Below are 20,188 nucleotides of genomic sequence, written 5' to 3'. Positions count from 1 at the left end.
CACCCAGATGGCCGACCAACTCGACACCGCCATCGACCAGTTCGGCAAGGGCGACCTGTCCGCCCTGCTCGCCGGCAAGGACACCTGGACGGTCGTCGGCTGAGGGCGGGCGGCTGAGCGCGCGGGCCCGGGTCGGGTGCAGGCCCGGGCTCCGTCCTACGCCTGGCGGGCCTCGTCGTACGTCTGACGGGCCGCCTGCACCTCGTCCATGCGGTCCTGGGTCCAGCTCGCGAGGGCGCGGACCTGTTCGGCCGCCTCGCGGCCGAGGTCGGTGAGGGAGTAGTCGACGCGGGGCGGGATGACGGGCTTGGCGTCGCGATGAACGAGGCCGTCGCGCTCCAGGGTCTGGAGGGTCTGGGTCAGCATCTTCTCGCTGACCCGGCCGATGGCCCGGCGCAGCTCGCCGAAGCGGTGGGACCGCTCCAGGAGTGCGATCAGGACGAGGACGCCCCAGCGGCTGGTGACGTGTTCGAGAACGAGGCGGTGGGGGCACATCCCCTCGCCGCCGTTCATGTCGTTCACGTCGTTCGTGGTCACGGACTGCGTCGACACCTTACTTACGACCATGCCAGTACCTTACTTCAAAGTGGGTACTTTCGCAGAGTTAGCGCACTCCCTAGGGTTAGTGGCGTACCCGCCCCCTGGAGGAGTTTCACCATGAGCATCGTCGTCACCGGAGCGACCGGACACCTCGGCAAGTTCGTCGTCGAGGGGCTGCTGGAGAAGGTTCCGGCCGAGCAGATCACGGCCGTCGTCCGCAGCGAGGAGAAGGCCGCCGGGTTCGCGGCGCGCGGCGTGAAGATCGCCGTCGCCGACTACAGCGCCCCCGAGACCTTCGACGGCGTCTTCGCCGCCGGTGACAAGGTGCTGCTGATCTCCAGCAGTGAGGTCGACAAGGACCGTACCGCCCAGCACCAGGTCGTGATCGACGCCGCCAAGGCGGCCGGGGTCGCGCTCCTCGCCTACACCAGCGCGCCCGGCAGCCTGACGGCCGCCCTCGGGAACGACCACCGGGCCACCGAGGAGGCGCTGCTCGCCTCCGGACTGCCGTACGCCCTGCTGCGCAACGGCTGGTACAACGAGAACTACACCGAGCAGCTCGCGCCGGTGCTGCAGTACAACGCCGTCACGCACGCCGCCGGTGAGGGCCGGGTCTCCTCCGCGGCCCGCGCGGACTACGCCGCCGCCGCGGTCGCCGTACTGACCGGTGAGGGCCACGAGAACCAGACGTACGAGCTGGGCGGCGACATCGCCTGGAGCTTCGCCGAGTACGCGGCCGAGCTGAGCGCGCAGACGGGCAAGGAGATAGCGAACAACCCCGTCCCCGCCGACGCGCTGGTGGGCATCCTCACCGGAGCCGGCCTCCCCGAGGGCTTCGCCGCCATCCTCGCGGGCGTGGACGCGTCCATCGAGAAGGGTGAGCTGGCCATCTCCTCCGGCGACCTCTCCCGACTCATCGGCCGCCCCACCACTCCGATCGCGGACTCGATCGCGACGGCCCTGAAGGGCTGACCGCCGAGGCGGCCGCAGCCCCTCCGACTCCCCTCGGGGCCACCCCCGGCTGTCATGACCGTATGCCGATACGGGCATGACAGCCGGGGGTGCTCGGCGTTACCTTCTTGAGGGCTGGGGTCGCGGTGGTGCGGCCGGTGAGAAGGAGGGGCCGTGGCGGCGCAGTCGAGGGGCGAACACCGGACAGGGCTGCTGAACGGCTTCGCCGCGTACGGGATGTGGGGGATCGTCCCGCTCTTCTGGCCGCTGCTGAAGCCCTCCGGCGCGGTGGAGATACTCGCCCACCGCATGGTCTGGTCCCTCGCGGTCGTCGGTGTCGCCCTGCTGGTGCTGCGGCGCTGGTCCTGGGCCGGTGAGCTGCTGCGGCAGCCGCGCAAGCTGGCCCTGGTCGCGGTCGCGGCGGCGGTGATCACCGTCAACTGGGGCGTGTACATCTGGGCGGTGAACGCCCACCAGGTGGTCGAGGCCTCCCTCGGGTACTTCATCAACCCGCTCGTCACGATCGCCATCGGCGTCCTGCTGCTGAAGGAACGGCTGCGGCCCGTGCAGTGGACGGCGGTCGGCGTCGGCTTCGCGGCCGTCCTCGTGCTCACCGTCGGGTACGGACGCCCGCCGTGGATCTCCCTCTGCCTCGCCTTCTCGTTCGCCACGTACGGGCTGGTGAAGAAGAAGGTCAACCTGGGCGGCGTCGAGTCGCTCGCCGCGGAGACCGCGATCCAGTTCCTGCCCGCGCTGGCCTATCTGCTGTGGCTGGGGTCGCGCCAGGACGCCACCTTCGGCGCGCACGGAACGGGGCACGCACTGCTCCTCGCCGCGACCGGACTGGTGACCGCGCTGCCGCTCGTCTGCTTCGGGGCGGCCGCGATCCGGGTGCCGCTGTCCACGCTGGGGCTGCTGCAGTATCTGGCGCCGGTGTTCCAGTTCCTGCTGGGAGTTGTCTACTTCCGCGAGGCGATGCCGCCCGAGCGGTGGGCCGGGTTCGCGCTGGTGTGGCTGGCGCTGTCGCTGCTGACCTGGGACGCGCTGCGGACGGCGCGGGCGGCGCGGCGACGGCTGGAGGAGTTGACCACCGTCGCCGAGGTGGCCGAGGCGCGAACCCCACTGGCCAAATAGCACCCTTGACGGAGAGTCAGTCCCGCCCGCACCATCCAGGCACCTCATTCACCGGAATTGCCATGGACACATCAACAGTGTGGTCCAGGGCGATCCCATGGAATTCGGAGCCCCCACTATGAAGCTCTCCGTTCCAGCCGCACGACGCGCCACCCTCGCCGCCGCCGTCGCGGTGGCCACGTTGTTCACCACCGGGTCCATGGCCGGGGCGGCGCCCGCCCGCGACACGCTCGCCGCCGCCCCCGACCTCCCCCTGGCCAACGTCAAGGCCCACCTCACCCAGTTCCAGTCCATCGCCGCGGCCAACGGCGGCAACAGAGCCCACGGCCGCGCCGGCTACACCGCGTCGCTGAACTACGTGAAGGGCAAGCTCGACGCGGCGGGCTTCGTCACCACCACGCAGTCCTTCACGTCCGGCGGCCGCACCGGCTACAACCTGATAGCGGACTGGCCCGGCGGCGACACGAATCAGGTTGTCATGGCCGGTTCACACCTGGACAGCGTCACGTCGGGCGCCGGTATCAACGACAACGGCTCGGGCTCCGCCGCCGTGCTGGAGACCGCGCTGGCCGTGGCCCGCGCGAACTACCAGCCCACGAAGCACCTGCGGTTCGCCTGGTGGGGCGCGGAGGAGCTGGGGCTCGTCGGCTCCCGCTACTACGTCAACAACCTGTCCTCGGCGAACCGGGCCCGCATCAGCGGCTACCTCAACTTCGACATGATCGGCTCGCCGAACCCCGGGTACTTCGTCTACGACGACGACCGTGTCATCGAGCAGACCTTCAAGGACTACTTCACCGGGATCGGCGTCCCGACCGAGATCGAGACCGAGGGCGACGGCCGCTCCGACCACGCGCCCTTCAAGAGCGCGGGTGTCCCCGTGGGCGGCCTCTTCACCGGAGCCAGCCGCGCGAAGACCGCCGCGCAGGCCACCAAGTGGGGCGGTACGTCCGGCCAGGCCTTCGACCGCTGCTACCACTCGTCCTGCGACAACACGTCGAACATCAACGACACGGCGCTCGACCGGAACAGCGACGCGGCGGCGTACGCGGTGTGGGAGCTGTCGGAGTAGGCCGCCTGAGCTCCATGTGGTGCATGCCTGGGGTCGGCCGGTCGGCGGGGAGCGCCGTGGCCGGTCCCGGGCGGGAGCGCTTCCCGGGTGTGGGCGGTTGCGGGCCTGGGGCGTTTCCCGGGTGTGGGCGGGCGTGGGCGGGTCAGCGGCCTGGCCGGTGCGTGGGGGCGTCGGGGGTCCGGGGGCGGGTGGTGGCCGCGGAGGCCGGCGGGCGGGTCGCGGCCGAGGTGTGGTGTGCCGTGAGGGCGTGGGTGTGGGCCGGGGTCGCGCTCGTCGACCTGAGGCGGGACGCGACCGCGGTGGGCATTCCGGTGCCGTGGGCGAGACCGGCGGCCGCCTCGGAGCGCAGGGCGCCGAGCCGGGCCAGATGGCTCCGCCGGCCCTCCGGGGTGAGCGCGGCCACGTCGACGCTCAGGGCGGACCGTACGGCCGCGGGGTGCGTCGGGATCGGGGCGGCACCCGCGGCGGGGGCGCGGGACGGGTCCAGACCGGCGGACCGCAGGGCCGCGGCGCGGGCGCTCCAGGGCACGGTCCCGGGTGTACGGCGGTACGGGGTGCGTGAGGTGCCGTCGGCGCCGGAGGCGGGCGCCGCCCGGTCGAGGGTGCGCCAGCTCATGGTGCCGGTCAGCTCGTTGAAGGTGACCTCGGCCCGGGGGCGGGAGCTGGACGGTGCGGGAGACGACGGGTACGGCGAGCGGCTGCGCGCCGCCCGGGCGCTCCGGGCGACGGCCGGGTCGCGCGGCGCGTCCGGAGAGCGGGCGGGCACCGGAGGAGCGGCCGGGTGAGGGACGCCGCCGCCGGCGGTGCGGCGGGCGGGGGCCTCGGCCCGGACCCCGTCCGTCCGGGCGCGTCGGAACCGGGCGGCGTCCCCCGCCGGCCCTCCGTCCCGCTGGTGTCCGCCAGGGTCACTGGCCATGGGCGTAGGGGGCGGAGTCGAGGGCGCGGGCCCGTTCGGTGAGGCGGGTCATCCGGGTGCGGGCCTTCTCCAGCTGTTCCAGGTCGTCGGCGGCGGGCCCCTCGTCGGCGGCGAGGTCGGTCCAGACGGCGATCAGGTCCCGGCCCAGGTGCAGGCCCTGGAGCGGATCACGGACCGCGCGCCAGGCGGCCGCGGCGCTCTGGATGTTGCCGTACGCGGCGCGCTCGTCGCGCAGGCGGTGGCGCACACCCGCCAGGTCGAGCGAGACGTGGAAGGAGCGGAGGGCGTCACCGGCCAGGTAGGCGATGTAGGCGGTCAGCTCGCGGAGCTTGAGCACCTCGGGGTGGAGCGGGCCCAGCGCGACGGTCGCCTGGGCGACGGTCTGCTCGGCCATCTCCGTGGCCTCCTGGATACGGCCCAGCTTCACCGCCTCGTTGATGCGGGACATGGGCTCCGCGAACGGTGACGCCGCACCGCCGTCCTCCTCGGGTGTCTCCAGCACCGCCTCGGCCACCGCGTCGAACTCCCGCACCGGCGCGGGCTTGGGCTCGCTGTCCTCCTCCAGCACCTTCCACTCGGGAGCGGAGTAGGTGTCCGTCGCGGGCTCCTCCGGCAGGACCGGCGCGGGAGGCGCGGGCTCCGGGGCCGGCGCGGTCGCCGTCGCGCGGGGCGGCATCGGAGGCGGTGTCGGCGGCCAGGGCTGGGGCTCCAGCGAGGGGGGCCCCGCGTCCGGCACGGAGTCGACGGGCGCGGACGCGTCGTAGGTCTGCTCCGGGGCGGGGTCGTCGGCCGGGGCCGGGGGCCAGGGCTGCGGAGCGAGCGAGGCGTGCCCCGGCTCCGGGGCGTCCGGCGTCTGCCCCATGTCCCCCAGGGGCTCCGGGGATCGGCCCGGAGGCCACGGCTGCGGCTCCAGGGAGGCAGGGGCCGGCGGGGTGGCGGCCCGGTCCGGGTGCCAGGACGGGGAGGCCGTCCCCGCCGGGGCCGGCGACACCTCCGCGTCCATGAGCGGGCCGAACTCTCCCGTCGGCGGCGAGACGGTACCGGCGGCCGGGGCGGGGGCGTGGGTGGGCTCGGGTGCCGGCGGGGTGCTGTCCGGGTCCGACGCGCTGCCCGGCGGGGTCAGCGGGAGGTCAGGCGTGCGGGGTGGCCGCGCCTGCGGGCGGGCCAGGGGGCCCTCCGTCGGTTCCGGCACCGCGCGCAGCACGAACGTCGACGGCGCGACCCTGCCCGGCGCGGGCTGCGCCGGCTCTTCCCGCTTCTCCTTCGCCGCCGTGAGCGGCATCGTCCGGGGCTCCCGCTTCTCCTGCGGAGCCACGGGCTGCGCCGAGGGCCCCTCCGGCGTCGCCTCGGCAGCGGTCGGCTCCGGCGCGTGCGGGGGCGCGGGGGCGGGCTTCGCAGCCGACAGCGGGAGCGTCCTGGGCTCCCGCTTCGGCTGCGCGGGGACCGGCGGCCGCGGCTCCGGCCCGGGGTGGCCCGACGGCTCCGGACCGGCCTGAGCCTGCCACTGCGGCTGGGCCGTGGCCTGCGGCGGGGTCTGGGCCTCCGGCCGAACGTCCGGGTGCTGCTGCCACTCGGCTCGCGCCTCCGGCCGTACCTCGTGCCGTTGCCGGCTCTCGGCCTGGGCCTGGGCCTGTACCTGTCCGGCCGGCTCCGGCTGGCGGTGCGGCTCCGGCGGGACGTGGTGCGCAGGACGGACATCCCCCGGTCCGGACCGCGCGTGGGGTGCCGTGCCGGTCGGCTGGGGCGACTGGCCCCGACCGTGCGGCAGTTCCGGCTCGGCGACAGCCGACTCGGGCACCGCGCGCAGGACATGCGTCGACCTGTCGCGACGAGGGCCCCCCTCGGGTGCCGGCTGCTCGGACGCCTCCGGGGCAGCCCAGCGGGGCGCCGCCCCGCCGAGGTGCGGCGCCGCGGCCGTACCCGGCACGGGCCCGCCCGCGGGCGCTCCCGCGAACCCCCGCGGCTCGCCCACCCGCACGGGTTCTCCCGCGTAGTGGCTGGAGCCGTCGACGTGGACCTGGAGGGGGACTACGTAGCCGATGCGTTCGTCGTGGACGGTGGCCAGCACGGGGTGGCCGGTGGCGAGGGCCAGGCGGTGGAGGTAGTCGAGGGCGGCGCTCTGCAGGCTCTCCCCGGCGGCCGGGGGAACCGGCATGCCGCCGACCGTCGCACCGGTCTCGGCGGAGACGCGTACGTCGATCGGGGTGAGCCCGGCCGACGCGCGTCCCGCGCGCTTGAGTTCCCGCTTCTGTTCGCGGCTGAGTCGAGTCATCGTTCCCTCACTCGGGTCGGGCAGAAGGAGAAGTCGTGGACGGGGCGGCGGAGTCCGGGCCGGACGGGTCCGGTGCCGACACCGCTGCCTCCACCGTACGCACCCCGTCCACCCGCCATGGCTCGCCCTTGCCCGGGCGGACCAGCTTCACGTACACCGTGGCCTGCGGCCCGGTCCCCGTCCAGCCGTCACGGCCGTGCGCCGTGCCGTCGACGAAGAGGGCACGGTAGGCGTCCCGGGCCGAGTCGGCGGGCGCGTCGCCGTCGTCGTCGGCTTCCACCTCGACGGTCGTCCACGCCTCGTGCGCGGCCCAGGAGTTCCACTGCTCACCGGCACCGCTCGCGGGCCGGTACGAGCGCTCGGCCTTCGCCTTGGCGGCGGTGAACCAGCGGGCGGAGCGCAGGACGGCGTCGTGCGGGCCGGTGTCGTACTTCGTGTCGTGGCCGTACGCGACCTGCACCCATGCCTCCGCGACGGCGGTCGCGTCGGTGCCGTCGACACCGGTGGGGCTCGGGACGTGCGCGTCCGCGCCCAGCGGCCGGCCGGAGGGCAGGGGCGCCTTGGGAGTGAAGGGCGGTGCAGACGTGGCCGCGGGGCCGCCCGCCGTCTCGCGGTGGTCCTCCAGGCCGCAGGCGGCGAGGACCACCACACCGGTCACCGTCGCGAGCACCACCGCGCACGCCCTGCGCGCGCCGCCGCGTGCCCCGGTCACGGGCGCGCTCGCGTGCCACCCGGTGCGCTCGTCACGCCCCGCGCGCCCGCCGCGCGCATCGTGCTTCGCGTTCACCCTCGTCCCCCTCCTCACCTCAGTGTCCTTCCTCGCCGATCGCGTCGTCCACCGCGAGCGCCGTGCTCGCGTGACCCGTGTCCCTCGTGTCTCCCGCGCCCGCACTACAGCCCCAGCCAGGGCGCCGGATCCACGTACGCGCCGTTCCGCATCACCTCGAAGTGGAGGTGGGCGCCCGTGGAATAGCCCGTCGAACCGACCAGGCCGACCCGTTGGCCGACCTTCACCTTGTCGCCGGCGCTGACGCCGAGGCCGGAGAGCATGTGGTTGTAGGTCGTGGAGATGCGGTCGCCGTCGATGGTGCCGTGGGAGATGACGACGCGGTTGCCGTAACCGTTGGTCCAGCCCGCGAAGGTGACCTCGCCGTCGCGGGCGGCGAGGACCGGCTTGCCCTCGGCCACGCCGAAGTCGGTACCGGTGTGCAGCTTGCGGACCCCGAGGATGGGGTGCATGCGCCAGCCGTACGGGGAGGTCACGGGCGGGTTGCCGGCGACCGGCATGGCCATCTGCCTGCCGTCCGGGAGCTTGCCCGGCGGGTCGTCCACCGACTCGTACTTGGAGATCAGGGACTTGATGCGGACGACATAGTTCCGGGTCTCGGTGTAGGGCGGGATGCCGCCGTACTGCTGCACGGCGCCCGGCCCGGCGTTGTACGCGGCGAGCGCCAGGTCGAGGGTCTCGCCGGTCGCCTGGCCGCTGTCCTTGTAGCCCTGGACCTGCCGGGCGAGGGCGCAGTCGTAGCGGCCCTGGGCCATGATCGCGTCACCGGGGTCGTAAGGGGAGACTCGGCCGTTGCCGTCGTCGTCCTTGCCCCAGCTCGGCCAGGTGCCGGGCATGAACTGGCTCAGCCCCTCGGCGCCGACCGGGGACCTGGCGTTCGGGTTCCACCCCGACTCGGCCTCGATCTGCGCGGCGATCACGGCCGGCTTGATGACGTCGCACATGGCGCCCGCCTTGAGCACCCAGGGCACGTACTCCGCCGGAACCTGACCGGCCTTGAGGCCGCCGCCGACGCCCTGTTCCTCGGCCTCGGCCTCACCGCCACCGCTCACCGCGACCATCATCACCACCGGCATCAGCACGGCCGCCACGCAGCCGCCGACGACCCAGGTCGTGACGGACCCTCCCCCGTTGGACATCTGCTCCCCTCAGCGCCGCAGTGGCGAAGTCCAGTCATGTTCCTGCCACTTGAGTCCTGTCGACGAGTCTCGCCGCTCCCCCTCGTTGCGCGCGTCACCACCGCGTCACAGGCTCGTCGCAGGAACTCACGCCCCGATTCCCAAGCCGTCCGTACGCCGTGAAGATCGGTGGTGGGCGGCTCGCCGGACTCGGAACCGGCGGCAGGCACCGCGCCGGGGTGCGACGGGCACGCCGGGACTCAGGAAGACTGCTGGGATCAGCGGTGGAAACGGGGAGTGGTGGAGAGCGGTGATGCGGTGATGCAGCCGGGCACGGGACAGGCGGCGGCCGGGCCGGAGATCTGGGTGCGCGGGCCGGTCGGGGAACCGGAGGCGCGGCCGCAGGACCCGGCGTCCCGCGCGGCCGCGAGCACACGGCGGTTCTCGTGGGTCGCCACGCACGGGGGTGCCGGGTCAACCACCCTCGCGGCGGTCTTCGGCGGCCATGACACGGGCCGCAACTGGCCACGCCCCGAACAGGGCGAGCCGGCGTCGGTCCTGCTGGTGGGGCGTACGCACGCCGCCGGGCTCGACGCGGTCTCGCACACCCTGGACATCTTCCGGCGGGGCGACGCGCCGCCCGGACTGGACCTGGACGCGATCGTGCTGGTCGCGGACGCGCCCGGCCGATTGCCCCGGCAGCTCGTGCAGCGGATGAAGGTGATCGGTTCCGTCATCGACGTCTACCGCGTGCCCTGGGTGCCCGCCTGGCGCACCGGTGATCTCACCGGCCCGCCGCCGCGGGAGAGCGCGGCACTGGCCCGACTGACCGGGAGGACCCCATGAGCAGCACCGTGTACGACGTCGCCACGACACTGGCCGGGCCTCCGGCGGCGGTCACCAACCAGCTGAACTACGTGCTGAGCATCCTCGCCTGGCTGGTGACCGCGGCCGGGGTGTGCGGGCTGCTGCTCGTCGGGTCGCGGATGGCCGTCTCCCTGCGGTCCGGGGAGGGCGACGAGCACCTCAGCCAGTTCGCCATGGTGCTGGGCGCCTGTGTCATCGGGGCGACGGCGGGTCCGATCGTGGCGTTCGTGTTGTAGGCGAAGCGCGGACGGCACGCCCGGCGGACGCGGACAGCACGCCCGGTGGACCGCTCGGACAACACGCCCGGTGGACCGTGAGCAGGACACCCGGCGGACCCGCGAGCAGGACGCCTGGCAGACCGTGAGCAGGAGAGGGGCGACGGCCCGCCGGTTCCTCGTGGACCGGCGGGCCGTTGCCGTATGTGAACCACCTCGGGGACGAACACCGGTGCGAACCACTCCGCTTCTCCGCAGGTCCGACCCTTTCTGACGGCACGTCACTGTCCCGGACATGACGAGAGCTTCCCGTCTGTCACGAGCACGTCACCGGCTAGTGCTGGATCACTACATCGCTTGGTTTCGCCCCACAGGAGTCGCCAAGCTCACAGGGCGGCCGGGAACCCGGGCACGTCGCGCCGGCCCCGAAAGCATCCCAATGTCCCATCCGCTCACATCAGTCGACGTCGGACCGCCGCCCACGACGGACCGATCGAGACCACGGGGAGAAACCACATGCTGCACGCGATAGCCGCCAAAGCGCATCAGTCCCTCTACCTGGCCGACGGCACGGTCCCCAACCCCAACCGCGACGCCCCCGCCGAACTCACCGGCAAGGTCGACACCGTGCTCGGCATCGTGGCCTGGGCCGGCACCGCCGCGGGCGTCGCGGGTGTGCTGATCACCGGCGCGATGATGGCGATCTCCATGCGCCGCGGCGAGGGCTCGGAGCACATGGGCCGGCTGGGCATGGTCCTCGGCGGCTGTGTCCTGGTCGCCACCGCCGGACCGCTCGTGAACTTCGTCTTCTGACCGTCCGAGCACGTCGAAAGGGGGAGCGACGATGCTGAACTCCGGCCGGGCCCACGGGGGCAGCGGAGAGTGGGAGCAGCCGTTCTGGCAGCAGCGGGGCTGGATCCTGTCGGCCGGGTTCCTGGTGGTGCTGCTCGTCCTCGCGGTCCTCTTCGCGGTGACGGGCGACGGCGGGGAGGGGCCGGCCGGCGCGTCCGGCGACCCGGACCCGGCGCCGACCTCGACCTCGTCCCCGGACGGCAAGTCCGGCTCGAAAGAGGGCGGTTCGGACACCCGGCCCGCCGGCTGCCGCACCGACGACCGCGACCAGGCCAAGCCCACCGAGGCGCCGGGCGACTTCCACTGGAAGGCCAACGGCACCGGCCTGGTCCCGGTCTCCGAGGCGGCGGGCCCACTGAAGTACGACGGGCCGGTCTGGTCCTGCTTCGCGCACACCCCGCTGGGCGCCGTCATGGCGGCCCACTCCATCACCGACCACCTCAGCTACGACGGCTGGCGCAAGGTCGTGAACAAGCAGGTCGTGCCGGGCGCGGGCCGCGACGCGCTGATCGCGAGCCGCTCCCAGGAAGCCGACAAGTCCACCACGGGCTCGCCGGACGCCGGTGGCTACGCCGGCTTCACCGTCCTGTCGTACGACGAGACGCGGGCGACCGTGATGGTCCTGGTGCGCGGCATGGGCGACGGCGGTTTCGGCTCCGCCTCGGTGACCATGCGCTGGCAGGACGGCGACTGGAAGCTCAGCCCCGACCCGGACGGCACGGTCTACAGCGGAGTGTCGCAGGTCAGCGGCACCGACGGCTTCGTCACCTGGGAGGCGTGAGATGGCTTGCTCCTGGAAGCTCTACGACTGCGTGATCGAAGAGGGCGGCAAGCAGTTCACCGAGGGTGCCGTGGTCGTCTTCGCCAAGGCGATCGGCGACGGCGCGGCGGAGGTGCTCAAGGCACTCAACGGCGTCTGGCTGAGCGTCGACGTGAAGGACCCGGCGGGCAACGGCGGAGGCCACGGCCAGGCGGCCGCGGGCAGTCCCATCGGCCAGATCACCGCCGAGGTCAACTGGATCGTCGCCTATGTGGCGGTGGCCTCGCTGCTGATCGCCGCGATCCGCATGGCGGTGGACCGCAAGGGCCAGTCCATGAAGCAGGCGTTCATGGGGATGTGGAAGGTCATCCTCGTCGGTGCGGCCTCCGTCCCCGTGGTCACGGCCCTGATGGCGGCGTCGGACGCGTACGCCAAGGACGTGTACGCGCGCTCCGACCTCGGTGACAACGCCTCCACGATGCTGGGTGTGCTGACGCTCAATCAGCCGGGTCTGGTCCTGATCTTCGGTCTGCTGGTGATGCTGTCGAGCTTCGTGCAGATCGTGCTGATGTACATCCGCATCGGCGTCCTGATCATGCTGGTCGGCACGCTGCCGCTGGCCGCCGTCTCCTCGATGACCGGGTGGGGCGAGGGCTGGTGGAAGAAGCACGTCGGATGGCTCGCGGCCTGGCTGCTGTACAAGCCGGCGGCGGCCCTGATCATCTACTCGGCCACCGCGATGACCAAGGGCACCAAGGACCTGAACTCGATCATCGCGGGCATGGGCATGCTGATCATGGCGGTGTTCGCGCTGCCGGCCCTCCTCAAGCTGATCGTTCCCGCCACGGCCGCCCTGGGCGGCACCTCCGGCGGCACGGTCGCCATGGGCGCCGCCAACAACATGGCGTCGGGCGCGGTCAGCATCGCGGGCGCCTCCGTCGCCGGCGGAGGCGGCGGGGGTGGCGGGGCCGGTGGCTCCGCGGGCCCGCAGGGCTCGCCCTCGGCGGGCGCGGGTTCCTCGGCGGGCGGTGCCGGTGGCGCCGCCGGAGGCGCCGGAGCGGCCGCCGGTACAGCGGCCGCGGGCGCGGCCACGGCGGGCGCGGCCGTCGCGGTGCAGGCCGCCGCGGTCGTCGTCCAGACCGGGATGCAGGCGGCGTCCGAGGTCGCCGGCTCCCTGGACGACAACGACGGGATGAAGGGCCACAACCAGTAGGCCGGGCCCCGCACCCCCGACGGGGCGCGGGGGCCGCGCGGCCACGGCCGACACAGACCCACCCGAGCTCGAAGGCACTCGCCCCAGCGACCTCAGCCGGAAGAAGGAAACCCATGTCCACCGACGCCCTCACGCGTCCCACCTACGGAAACTGGCGCAGGCCCCGCCGCCCCGGCCTCGGCCCACTCGGCCTCCTCGGCACCGTCGTCGCCTTCGGCGGCCTCCTGGTCGCACTGCTCGCCTCGCTGGTCTCGCTGTCGGCCGCGATCCTCGTCCTCATCCCCCTCGGCCTCTTCCTCGCGCCGCTCGCGCTGCGCACGGTGGACGGCCGCAACATCTACCAGGTGGTCGCGGTGCGTATCGGTTGGCTCAGGCGCAAGGCGAACGGCTCGACCACCTACGTCTCCGGCCCGCTCTCCAAGCGGCCCGGTGGCCGCCACCACCCGCCGGGCCTGCTGGCCCGCACCAGGATGTACGAGGGCCGGGACGCCTACAACCGTGCCTTCGGAGTGCTCCACCACCCCGGCCGCAACCTCTGCACGGTGGTCCTGGCCTGCGAGCCTGACGGCGGGTCGCTGGTCGACCCCGAGCAGGTCGACATCTGGGTGGCGTCCTGGGGCGACTGGCTCGCCCGGCTCTCGCACGAACCGGGTCTGCGCGGCGCGCAGGTCGTCGTGGAGACGGCGCCCGACACCGGGACCCGGCTGGCCGCCGAGGTCCTGCCGCGCATCGCTCCGGACGCCCCGGCGGCGGCCCGGGCGGTGATGGAGGAGGTCGTGTCGCGCTACCCCTCCGCCTCCTCGGAGATGCACACGTACATAGCCCTCACCTACGGCCCCACCGGTGGCCCCAAGCGGGACGTCCAGGACGTCATCACCGACCTGTCCATGCGGCTGCCGGGTCTGCTGTCCGGCCTGGTCGCGGCCGGCGGCGGCTCCGCGTACCCGCTGTCCGCCGAGCGGCTCTCGGAGATCGTCCGCGTGGCGTACGATCCCGCGGTCGCCCCGGACGTGCTGAGCGCGCGGGCCGAACAGTCCACGACCGGCCTCGACTGGGCGGACGCGGGTCCGGCGGCCGCCGTGGAGACGGTGCAGGCGTACAAGCACGACTCGGGTGTCTCGCGGACGTGGATGCTGACGCTGGCGCCGCGCGGCACGGTCCGGTCGAGCGTGCTGCGGGGTCTGCTGGAGCCCGCCTCCGGCACGCGCCGCAAGCGGGTCTCGCTGGTGTACCGGCCGATCGACCCGGCGACCTCGGCCCGCATCGTGGAGGCCGACCGGCGTACCGCGCATTTCATGGCGGGCTCGAAGCGGGGACTGGTCCAGGCACGGGCCAGCTCCGAGATGCAGGCGGCCGAGCAGACGGCGGCCGAGGAGGCGGCGGGTGCCGGGCTCGTGGAGTTCTCGCTGATGGTGACGGTCACCGTGGACGGCGAGGAGCAGCTGCCGGACGCGGCGATCACCGTACGCAACCTCCAGGCGTCGTCCCGCATCCTGATGCGCCCCGCCGACCGTATGCAGGCCTCGGCGTTCACCTGCACGCTTCCCGTCGGCCTGCTGCCGTGGGAGCACACCCTCGTTCCGTACCAGCTCCGGGAGGCGCTGTGAGCAAGCGCGCTGCTGTACGTCCCCAGACCGCGCCCCCTCGCGGGTGGTTCGGCCCCGGCGGCGGCCAGGTCGGCCATGTCGACCCGCCCGCGATGTGGCGGGCGACGACGGTCCAGGCGTGCGGTCTGTGGCCGTTCGCGGCGGGCTCCGGCGCCCCCATGACCGGGGTGCCGCTGGGCCAGCACCTGCACACGGGCGCCACGGTCTGCGGTGACCCCATCTCCTGGTTCACCCGCGCCCGTTACATCTCCAACCCGTCCCTCTTCATGCTCGGCATGCCGGGCCTCGGCAAGTCCACCCTGGTCAACCGCATGCTGATCGGCATGGCGGCGACCGGCATCACGCCGCTGGTCCTCGGCGACCTGAAACCGGACTACGCCGACACCGTCCGGGCGCTCGGCGGCCAGGTGATCTCCATCGGGCGAGGGGTGGGCGGCATCAACGTCCTCGACCCCGGCGCGATGGGCGAGGCGGCGCTGCGCATCGGCGGCGAACGGGGCCGGGTGCTGGCGGCGGAGGCGCACGGGCGTGTCCTGAACATGGTCGCGGCGCTGATCACCATCGTCCGGGGCCGCCCGATGGACGACCACGAGCAGTCCGTCCTCTCGGCCTGTCTGCACCATCTGACGGAGCGGGCGAAGCCGGGGCGCGCCCCGCTGCTGCCCGACCTGCTGAAGGTTCTGGACGAGGGCCCGGACCGGGTCCGCGCGGTCACCCTGGACCGGGGTGACATGACCCGCTACCAGGAGGCGGTGGATCCGCTCCACCGCTCGCTGCTCGGTGTGCTGGACGGTCCCCTCGGCGACACCTTCGCCTCCGAGACCTCCACCCGTATCGACCCGGCCTCGCCGGCCGTGTGCGTCGACATCTCCCGCATCGGCGAGGCGGACACCCAGCTCACGGCCGCGGCGATGCTGGCGGCCTGGTCGGACGGTCTCGGCACGGTCGCCGCGGCCCATGCCCTCGCGGACGCGGGACTGGCTCCGCAGCGCTGGTTCTTCACGGTGCTGGACGAGCTGTGGCGCCCTCTGCGGGCCGCCTCCGGCATCGTGGAACGCATCGACGCCCTCACCCGCCTCAACCGCTCCCTCGGCCTCGGCGACGCGAAGATCACCCACACCCTCAAGGACGCGGAGGCGCTGGGCAGCACGGCCGACCGGGCGAAGGCGCGAGGCTTCGTGGAGCGGGCCGGGATGGTGGTGTGCGCCGGTCTTCCCCGTACGGAGATGAGGGAACTCGGCGAGATCGTCGGCCTGTCGGAGCGGGAGATCGACCTCGTGTCGTCGTGGTCGTCCCCGCCGGGCTGGGCCAGCACCGGCGGCAACGAGGAGCCACCGGGGCGTGGGCGCTTCCTGATCAAGGTGGGCGGACGGCCGGGTATCCCGATCAAGGTGTCGATCACGGACACGGAGAGGGAGCTGCACAACACGAACACGCGGTGGACGCCGACGCTTTCGAAGGCCGGGCGCCCATGAGCTCAGGGGTTCGGGTCGCGTCGGCGAGTGCGGGTACGGGGGGCTTCACCGGAGCCGCGGTCGCCATCGCACCCGAACCCCCGAGCCCTCCCGCGCCCCGAAGGGGCGGCGGGGGCGAAAGAAGTTCGATCAGCTGACGGGGGAAACAGAGATGGCCACACGCAAGCAGCAACAGCACACCACCGCCGACGACCTCCTGCCCTGGATCATCCCCGGCACCGCCCTGCTCGTCGGCACCCTCTTCCTCGGCGCCTGGCTCGGCGGCACCCTCGCCGCGGCCCTCACCGGCGCCGGCTGGAACCCGCCCCCCTTCGCCCTGACCACGATGAAGACCCTCGTCACGGAGGGCCCCGCGGCCATCTGGCCGACGACCTCCCCCGGCACGCTCACCGCCGGCATGGGCACCGTCCTCGGCGCCACGCTCACCCTGCTCATCGTCCCGGTCGTCCTCCTCCGGCGCCGAGGTGGAAAACCCACCGGCCTCGCCGGGCGCCGCGAACTGACCGGGCTCCTCCCGAAGGGCGCCGCCGCCAGGGCCCGCCAACTCCGCCCGTCCCTGCCGAAGTCGGGCCGGCTCGCCCCGGACGACACGGGCAACCTCCTCGGCGACCTCGACCCCGGCGGCCCCGAACTCCGCAGCAGCTACGAGGACGTGGAGCTGGACCTGATGGCCCCGAGGGCCGGCAAGTCCACCGGTATCGCCGTGCCCCGGGTGCTGCGTGCCCGGGGCAGCGTGCTGCTGACCTCCAACAAGGCGGATGTCTACAGCGTGACCCGCGCGGAGCGCGAACGCGTCGGCCAGGTCTGGGTGTTCGACCCGCAGGGCATCGCGCACACCTCGCGCGGCATGTGGTGGGACATGCTCGCCGACGCCGCCACCATCGAGGGCGCCAGGCGGCTGGCGGGCCATTTCGTCGGCGCGGTCAACGACGACGCGACGAAACGCGATTTCTGGATCTCCGCGGCGCAGAACACGCTCACCGCGCTCTTCCACGCCGCCAACCGTGGCGGGCGCGGCATCGACGAAGTGCTGGCCTGGCTCGCCGACCCGGCCGACCGCACCCCCGTCGACCTGCTCCGCGACGCGGCCATGCCCGCCCTCGCCGACCAGTTGCAAGGCACCGTCCAGGGTGCCGTGGAGACCCGGGACGGCATCTACGAGACGGCCCGCCAGTGCGCGGCCTGTCTCCTCGACCCGGCGATCGCCGCCTGGGTGACGCCGGACCCGCAACTACCGCAGTTCCTGCCGGAACAGCACGTGCTCTCCCACGACACGCTGTACCTGTTGTCGAAGGACGGCGGCGGCTCTGCCGCGGGTGTGATCGCAGCGGCCGCGGACTCGGTGCTGCGCGCGGGTGTGGTCGCCGCCGAGCGTATGGGCGGCCGCCTCGACCCGCCCATGACGGCGGTGCTGGACGAGGCCGCCAACGTCTGCCGCATCTCCGACCTGCCCGACCTCTACTCGCACCTCGGCTCCCGCGGCATCAACATCGTGACTCTGCTGCAGAGTTACCGCCAGGGCGTACGTGTCTGGGGCGAGGCCGGCATGGACGCCCTGTGGGGGGCAGCCACCATCAAGCTGCTGGGTGCCGGTCTCGACGACGCGGACTTCGTGGAGAAGATGTCCCGGTTGGTGGGCGAGCACGACGTTTCCACGGTCAGCTACTCCAGGAGCAGGGACGGCCGCTCCCGATCCACCTCCTACCGGCTGGAACGCATCCTGCCCGCCGACCGCATCCGCGCCCTCCCCAAGGGCACCGCGCTGCTCCTGGCCACCGGCGTCAAACCCGCCATGATCCGGCTCCGCCCCTGGTACGCCGAACCGGGCGCCGACCGCATCCAGGCCGCCGCCCAGGCAGAGGTGAAGGCCATCACCGCCCGCGCCGTGGAGAAGGCCGTCCGATGACCACTGCCCAGGAACAGGCCGGAGCCCCACCCTTCATTCTCTACCTGGACGGCGAGAACTACGCCGAGGAGATGCGCAACCTCGCCCTGTGGGTCTCGGATCTCCTTCTGCCCGTCTACGGACGCGAGGTCACCTCGCAGCAGCCGTGGTGCCCCCGCTGGTGGGAGCATCTGGAGGCGATCGCCCGGCTGCACGCCCTCTGGCTGGCCTGGCAGGAGTGCACCGACCCAGCCGCTGGTGCCTCCGGCCCCGCCGTCTGGCATCGTGACCACCTCGGCCCCGTACTCGCCGAACTTCGCTCACCCGTCGGGCCGTTCGCGGGCTGCAAGCAGGGCCACCATCGGGCGAAGGCGGCGCCGACGGTCGAGGCGTACGACGGCTGACGTTCGAGGACGCTCGACGTGAGACCACCGCCGTCGTTCCCGGCAGCCGGTGACGACGGGGCCCCCATGACGAGAAGGAACAGAAACCGCTTCAGCTCCAGCGCGGCAGCGATCTCATCGCGCGTGAACCGCTCCGGGTCCTTCATGTACAGCTCCCGGCCGCGCCGCGAGGTGAACAGGTCCTCCGGGATGCGGTCCCGTGCTGGGGGAGGAATGTGGCAACCTCCTCGAACGCGGCGATCGCGTATTCGGTCCGCGGACGGATCTCCCGGTGTTCGGCGGGCGGCGGGCGGCGGGCGGCGTGCTCAACAGACTGAGCCCGGAATCGGTCGCTGCCCGGTCGCCGACCCACATCGACTCACCGGGGTCGATGATTCTCGACGGCCCGGAGCCGCCGAACGCCGGAGGCGCGGACGGCAATTCCTCGGACATACGGAAATCGAACGAGCGATCAACGTGGCATGATCCTACGGATCGGCATCATCGGAGGAGAGACGTCGGTGGTCCAGGACAATGATGACAACAAACATCCCGTGGAGACCGTCATCACAGCCACGGACGGCCCGCCTCCAGTCCGGCCGCAAGTCCCCCACTCCGAGTTCGCTCTCAGGGCCGGCTCCGGGAACCGGCGCCGCCAACCGGCCTCCGCGCATTCCGCGCTCCCTCCACAGCCGGGAAACGCGTCAGGGGCGCCTGGACGCTGAAGATTCCGGCGATATCCGGTGAAAGGGCCGGCACGCACCGCAACAGAGACCGCCGAAGCCGTCCGAGCCCGCGTGACGACAGCCGTCGACGAGGTGGCGGCGGCGTTGGAACGCATACAAAGAGCCGACCCCGTCCTCTGTGCCTTCGCCGAGGTGTGGGCCGAGGACGCGCTGCGGTCGGCGGCGGAGGTCGATGCGCGGGTCGCCGACGGTGAGTGGTTGCCGTTGGCCGGGGTGCCGATCGGGGTGAAGGGGCGGGGCGGGCTGCGTTCGGCGGCGGCGCGGGCGCTGGTCGCGGCCGGGTGCGTGCCCGTGGGGGCCACCTCCGTGCCCGGCCCCGGTACCCCCTGGCAGACCTGGGGGCTCGGTGCCGGTGGCCGGACCGTCAACCCCTGGCGGGCCGACCGGACGCCGGGCGGCTCCTCCGCCGGGTCCGCGGCGGCGGTGGCCGCGGGCCTGGTGCCGATGGCGACGGGCACGGACGGTGCCGGGTCGGTCCGCATCCCGGCCGCCTGGTGCGGCGTCTTCGGCCTGAAGGCCACGAACGGCCGTCTGCCCTCCGCCGACCGCACCGGCCTCGCGGCCCCCGGCGTCCTCGCCCGCCACGCCTCCGACGCGGTGGCGTACTGGCGGTGCGTGGCGGGTGAGACCGCCGAGGGCACGTACCGGCCGCCCGCCGCCGTCTGGTCGGCGGACCTCGGCTTCGCCGACACCGACGCCGAACCCGCCGCCGTCGCCCACCGCGCGGCGCTGCGCCTCGTGGACGCCGGCCTCGTCCGGCTCGTACGCCCGGACTCGTCCCCGCGCCTGGAGAATCCCGCCCCGGCCTGGTCGGCCCTCCGTTCCGCGCCGGTGTCCGACGCCGGGGGCGCCCCCCTCCGCGCCGCCGAGGAGCTCCGCGCCGGGAACGACCGGCGGCTCGCCGCCCTCTTCGCCGAGACCGACCTGATCCTCACCCCCACCACACCCAACGCACCCCACGGTCACGAGGGCCCCGGTGACCGCTACTCCACGGCCCTGACCTGGGCGTTCAATCTCAGCGGGCACCCTGCCATGAGCATCCCCGCCGGATTCGGCGCCGACGGTTGCCCGCTAGGTCTCCACCTGGTCGCGCGTCACGGCGAAGAGGCGCTGTTGCTTCGGGTGGCGGAAGCCGCCGAGGCCGCGCGGACCTGGCCCGGACCGGACGCGGAGGATCTGGCATGTCGGTCCGGCCGCGGGACCTCGCCGTCACCGAGGCCGTGGACGCCCGGCAGCGGGTCCTGATGATGTGACGCCACCGCCGCTCCGCCGCGGGTTCCGTCGTTCGGCGGCGCGGGTCTCGCTCAGCCGAACGGCGGCGCGGGACCCGCGCCCACCATCCCTTCCGCCCGCTCTCCTCCACTCTCCTCTCCCCTCCTCGACATTCCATGCATG

The 20,188-nt window shown here is 73.2% G+C and carries 18 protein-coding genes; 13 read left to right on the top strand and 5 right to left on the bottom strand.

Annotated features, from left to right (window positions below):
* Nucleotides 1–156: 156 nt before the first annotated feature.
* Nucleotides 157–513 carry a winged helix-turn-helix transcriptional regulator gene (locus ACZ6BB_RS36300; RefSeq protein ID WP_471619394.1) on the bottom strand — a complete coding sequence of 119 codons (357 nt, stop codon included), beginning with the start codon at nucleotides 511–513 and terminating at the stop codon, nucleotides 157–159.
* A 144-nt stretch (nucleotides 514–657) separates the two neighbouring features.
* On the opposite strand from ACZ6BB_RS36300, the gene ACZ6BB_RS36295 reads away from it, so the two are divergent.
* The 3 genes from ACZ6BB_RS36295 (at nucleotide 658) to ACZ6BB_RS36285 (ending at nucleotide 3,697) form a co-directional block, all read left to right on the top strand.
* Nucleotides 658–1,512 carry an SDR family oxidoreductase gene (locus ACZ6BB_RS36295; RefSeq protein WP_471619387.1) on the top strand — a complete coding sequence of 285 codons (855 nt, stop codon included), beginning with the start codon at nucleotides 658–660 and terminating at the stop codon, nucleotides 1,510–1,512.
* 153 nt (nucleotides 1,513–1,665) lie between these two features.
* Complete coding sequence (gene rarD / locus ACZ6BB_RS36290; RefSeq protein ID WP_471619386.1) at nucleotides 1,666–2,625, top strand: EamA family transporter RarD; 960 nt, start codon at nucleotides 1,666–1,668, stop codon at nucleotides 2,623–2,625.
* Nucleotides 2,626–2,743: 118 nt separating this feature from the next.
* Nucleotides 2,744–3,697: a M28 family metallopeptidase gene (locus ACZ6BB_RS36285; RefSeq protein ID WP_471619385.1), complete on the top strand. Its 954-nt coding sequence runs from the start codon at nucleotides 2,744–2,746 to the stop codon at nucleotides 3,695–3,697.
* A 142-nt stretch (nucleotides 3,698–3,839) separates the two neighbouring features.
* On the opposite strand, the gene ACZ6BB_RS36280 is transcribed toward ACZ6BB_RS36285, so the two are convergent.
* The 4 genes from ACZ6BB_RS36280 to ACZ6BB_RS36265 all read right to left on the bottom strand — a co-directional run bounded on the left by ACZ6BB_RS36280 (nucleotide 3,840) and on the right by ACZ6BB_RS36265 (nucleotide 8,811).
* The gene (locus ACZ6BB_RS36280; RefSeq protein ID WP_471619384.1) at nucleotides 3,840–4,613 is read right to left on the bottom strand and encodes a hypothetical protein; all 774 of its coding nucleotides are present in this window, start codon (nucleotides 4,611–4,613) and stop codon (nucleotides 3,840–3,842) included.
* Nucleotides 4,603–6,885: a hypothetical protein gene (locus ACZ6BB_RS36275; RefSeq protein WP_471619383.1), complete on the bottom strand. Its 2,283-nt coding sequence runs from the start codon at nucleotides 6,883–6,885 to the stop codon at nucleotides 4,603–4,605. The genes ACZ6BB_RS36280 and ACZ6BB_RS36275 overlap by 11 nt, the downstream gene beginning before the upstream one ends.
* A 7-nt stretch (nucleotides 6,886–6,892) precedes the next feature.
* Nucleotides 6,893–7,672: a hypothetical protein gene (locus ACZ6BB_RS36270; protein WP_471619382.1), complete on the bottom strand. Its 780-nt coding sequence runs from the start codon at nucleotides 7,670–7,672 to the stop codon at nucleotides 6,893–6,895.
* Nucleotides 7,673–7,776: 104 nt separating this feature from the next.
* Nucleotides 7,777–8,811, bottom strand: a complete 1,035-nt coding sequence (locus ACZ6BB_RS36265; RefSeq protein ID WP_471619381.1) for a peptidoglycan DD-metalloendopeptidase family protein — start codon at nucleotides 8,809–8,811, stop codon at nucleotides 7,777–7,779.
* Between the two features lie 276 nt (nucleotides 8,812–9,087).
* Between ACZ6BB_RS36265 and ACZ6BB_RS36260 the strand changes: the two genes are divergently transcribed.
* The 10 genes from ACZ6BB_RS36260 to ACZ6BB_RS36215 all read left to right on the top strand — a co-directional run bounded on the left by ACZ6BB_RS36260 (nucleotide 9,088) and on the right by ACZ6BB_RS36215 (nucleotide 20,038).
* Complete coding sequence (locus tag ACZ6BB_RS36260) at nucleotides 9,088–9,636, top strand: DUF6668 family protein (RefSeq protein ID WP_471619380.1); 549 nt, start codon at nucleotides 9,088–9,090, stop codon at nucleotides 9,634–9,636.
* Nucleotides 9,633–9,893: a hypothetical protein gene (locus tag ACZ6BB_RS36255; protein WP_318814202.1), complete on the top strand. Its 261-nt coding sequence runs from the start codon at nucleotides 9,633–9,635 to the stop codon at nucleotides 9,891–9,893. Before ACZ6BB_RS36260 ends, ACZ6BB_RS36255 begins: the two co-directional genes overlap by 4 nt.
* Before the next feature lie 495 nt (nucleotides 9,894–10,388).
* On the top strand, nucleotides 10,389–10,685 hold the full coding sequence (locus tag ACZ6BB_RS36250) for a hypothetical protein (protein ID WP_005481354.1): 297 nt from the start codon (nucleotides 10,389–10,391) through the stop codon (nucleotides 10,683–10,685).
* Nucleotides 10,686–10,716: 31 nt separating this feature from the next.
* A complete protein-coding gene (locus ACZ6BB_RS36245) occupies nucleotides 10,717–11,505 on the top strand; it encodes a DUF8175 domain-containg protein (protein ID WP_471619379.1) in 789 nt (262 codons plus the stop codon).
* Between the two features lies 1 nt (nucleotide 11,506).
* Complete coding sequence (locus tag ACZ6BB_RS36240; RefSeq protein WP_471619378.1) at nucleotides 11,507–12,697, top strand: hypothetical protein; 1,191 nt, start codon at nucleotides 11,507–11,509, stop codon at nucleotides 12,695–12,697.
* Nucleotides 12,698–12,810: 113 nt separating this feature from the next.
* On the top strand, nucleotides 12,811–14,304 hold the full coding sequence (locus ACZ6BB_RS36235) for an SCO6880 family protein (RefSeq protein WP_471619377.1): 1,494 nt from the start codon (nucleotides 12,811–12,813) through the stop codon (nucleotides 14,302–14,304).
* A complete protein-coding gene (locus tag ACZ6BB_RS36230) occupies nucleotides 14,301–15,779 on the top strand; it encodes an ATP/GTP-binding protein (protein WP_471619376.1) in 1,479 nt (492 codons plus the stop codon). The genes ACZ6BB_RS36235 and ACZ6BB_RS36230 overlap by 4 nt, the downstream gene beginning before the upstream one ends.
* A gap of 151 nt (nucleotides 15,780–15,930) precedes the next feature.
* Entirely contained in the window at nucleotides 15,931–17,685 is a 1,755-nt protein-coding gene (locus ACZ6BB_RS36225) for a type IV secretory system conjugative DNA transfer family protein (RefSeq protein ID WP_471619375.1), read from the top strand.
* Nucleotides 17,682–18,068: a DUF4913 domain-containing protein gene (locus ACZ6BB_RS36220; RefSeq protein WP_471619374.1), complete on the top strand. Its 387-nt coding sequence runs from the start codon at nucleotides 17,682–17,684 to the stop codon at nucleotides 18,066–18,068. The genes ACZ6BB_RS36225 and ACZ6BB_RS36220 overlap by 4 nt, the downstream gene beginning before the upstream one ends.
* A 776-nt stretch (nucleotides 18,069–18,844) precedes the next feature.
* Nucleotides 18,845–20,038 (top strand): amidase family protein, encoded by a 1,194-nt coding sequence (locus ACZ6BB_RS36215; RefSeq protein WP_471619373.1) that lies wholly within the window; start codon nucleotides 18,845–18,847, stop codon nucleotides 20,036–20,038.
* The last annotated feature ends 150 nt before the right edge of the window (nucleotides 20,039–20,188 follow it).

It is taken from the genome of Streptomyces sp. NPDC041108 (genome assembly GCF_055592645.1).
Note: the sequence above shows the minus strand (reverse complement) of the source record. Positions and strands in the feature narration are given on the sequence as shown.

Bases quoted from the DNA above. Each gene is read 5' to 3' on its own strand.
- ACZ6BB_RS36245 (WP_471619379.1), top strand. From the start codon at position 10,717: ATGCTGAACTCCGGCCGGGCCCACGGGGGCAGCGGAGAGTGGGAGCAG.
- ACZ6BB_RS36300 (WP_471619394.1), bottom strand. From the start codon at position 513: ATGAACGGCGGCGAGGGGATGTGCCCCCACCGCCTCGTTCTCGAACAC.
- ACZ6BB_RS36275 (WP_471619383.1), bottom strand. From the start codon at position 6,885: ATGACTCGACTCAGCCGCGAACAGAAGCGGGAACTCAAGCGCGCGGGA.
- ACZ6BB_RS36250 (WP_005481354.1), top strand. From the start codon at position 10,389: ATGCTGCACGCGATAGCCGCCAAAGCGCATCAGTCCCTCTACCTGGCC.
- ACZ6BB_RS36285 (WP_471619385.1), top strand. From the start codon at position 2,744: ATGAAGCTCTCCGTTCCAGCCGCACGACGCGCCACCCTCGCCGCCGCC.
- ACZ6BB_RS36240 (WP_471619378.1), top strand. From the start codon at position 11,507: ATGGCTTGCTCCTGGAAGCTCTACGACTGCGTGATCGAAGAGGGCGGC.
- ACZ6BB_RS36295 (WP_471619387.1), top strand. From the start codon at position 658: ATGAGCATCGTCGTCACCGGAGCGACCGGACACCTCGGCAAGTTCGTC.
- ACZ6BB_RS36265 (WP_471619381.1), bottom strand. From the start codon at position 8,811: ATGTCCAACGGGGGAGGGTCCGTCACGACCTGGGTCGTCGGCGGCTGC.
- ACZ6BB_RS36280 (WP_471619384.1), bottom strand. From the start codon at position 4,613: ATGGCCAGTGACCCTGGCGGACACCAGCGGGACGGAGGGCCGGCGGGG.
- ACZ6BB_RS36220 (WP_471619374.1), top strand. From the start codon at position 17,682: ATGACCACTGCCCAGGAACAGGCCGGAGCCCCACCCTTCATTCTCTAC.
- ACZ6BB_RS36225 (WP_471619375.1), top strand. From the start codon at position 15,931: ATGGCCACACGCAAGCAGCAACAGCACACCACCGCCGACGACCTCCTG.
- ACZ6BB_RS36235 (WP_471619377.1), top strand. From the start codon at position 12,811: ATGTCCACCGACGCCCTCACGCGTCCCACCTACGGAAACTGGCGCAGG.
- ACZ6BB_RS36255 (WP_318814202.1), top strand. From the start codon at position 9,633: ATGAGCAGCACCGTGTACGACGTCGCCACGACACTGGCCGGGCCTCCG.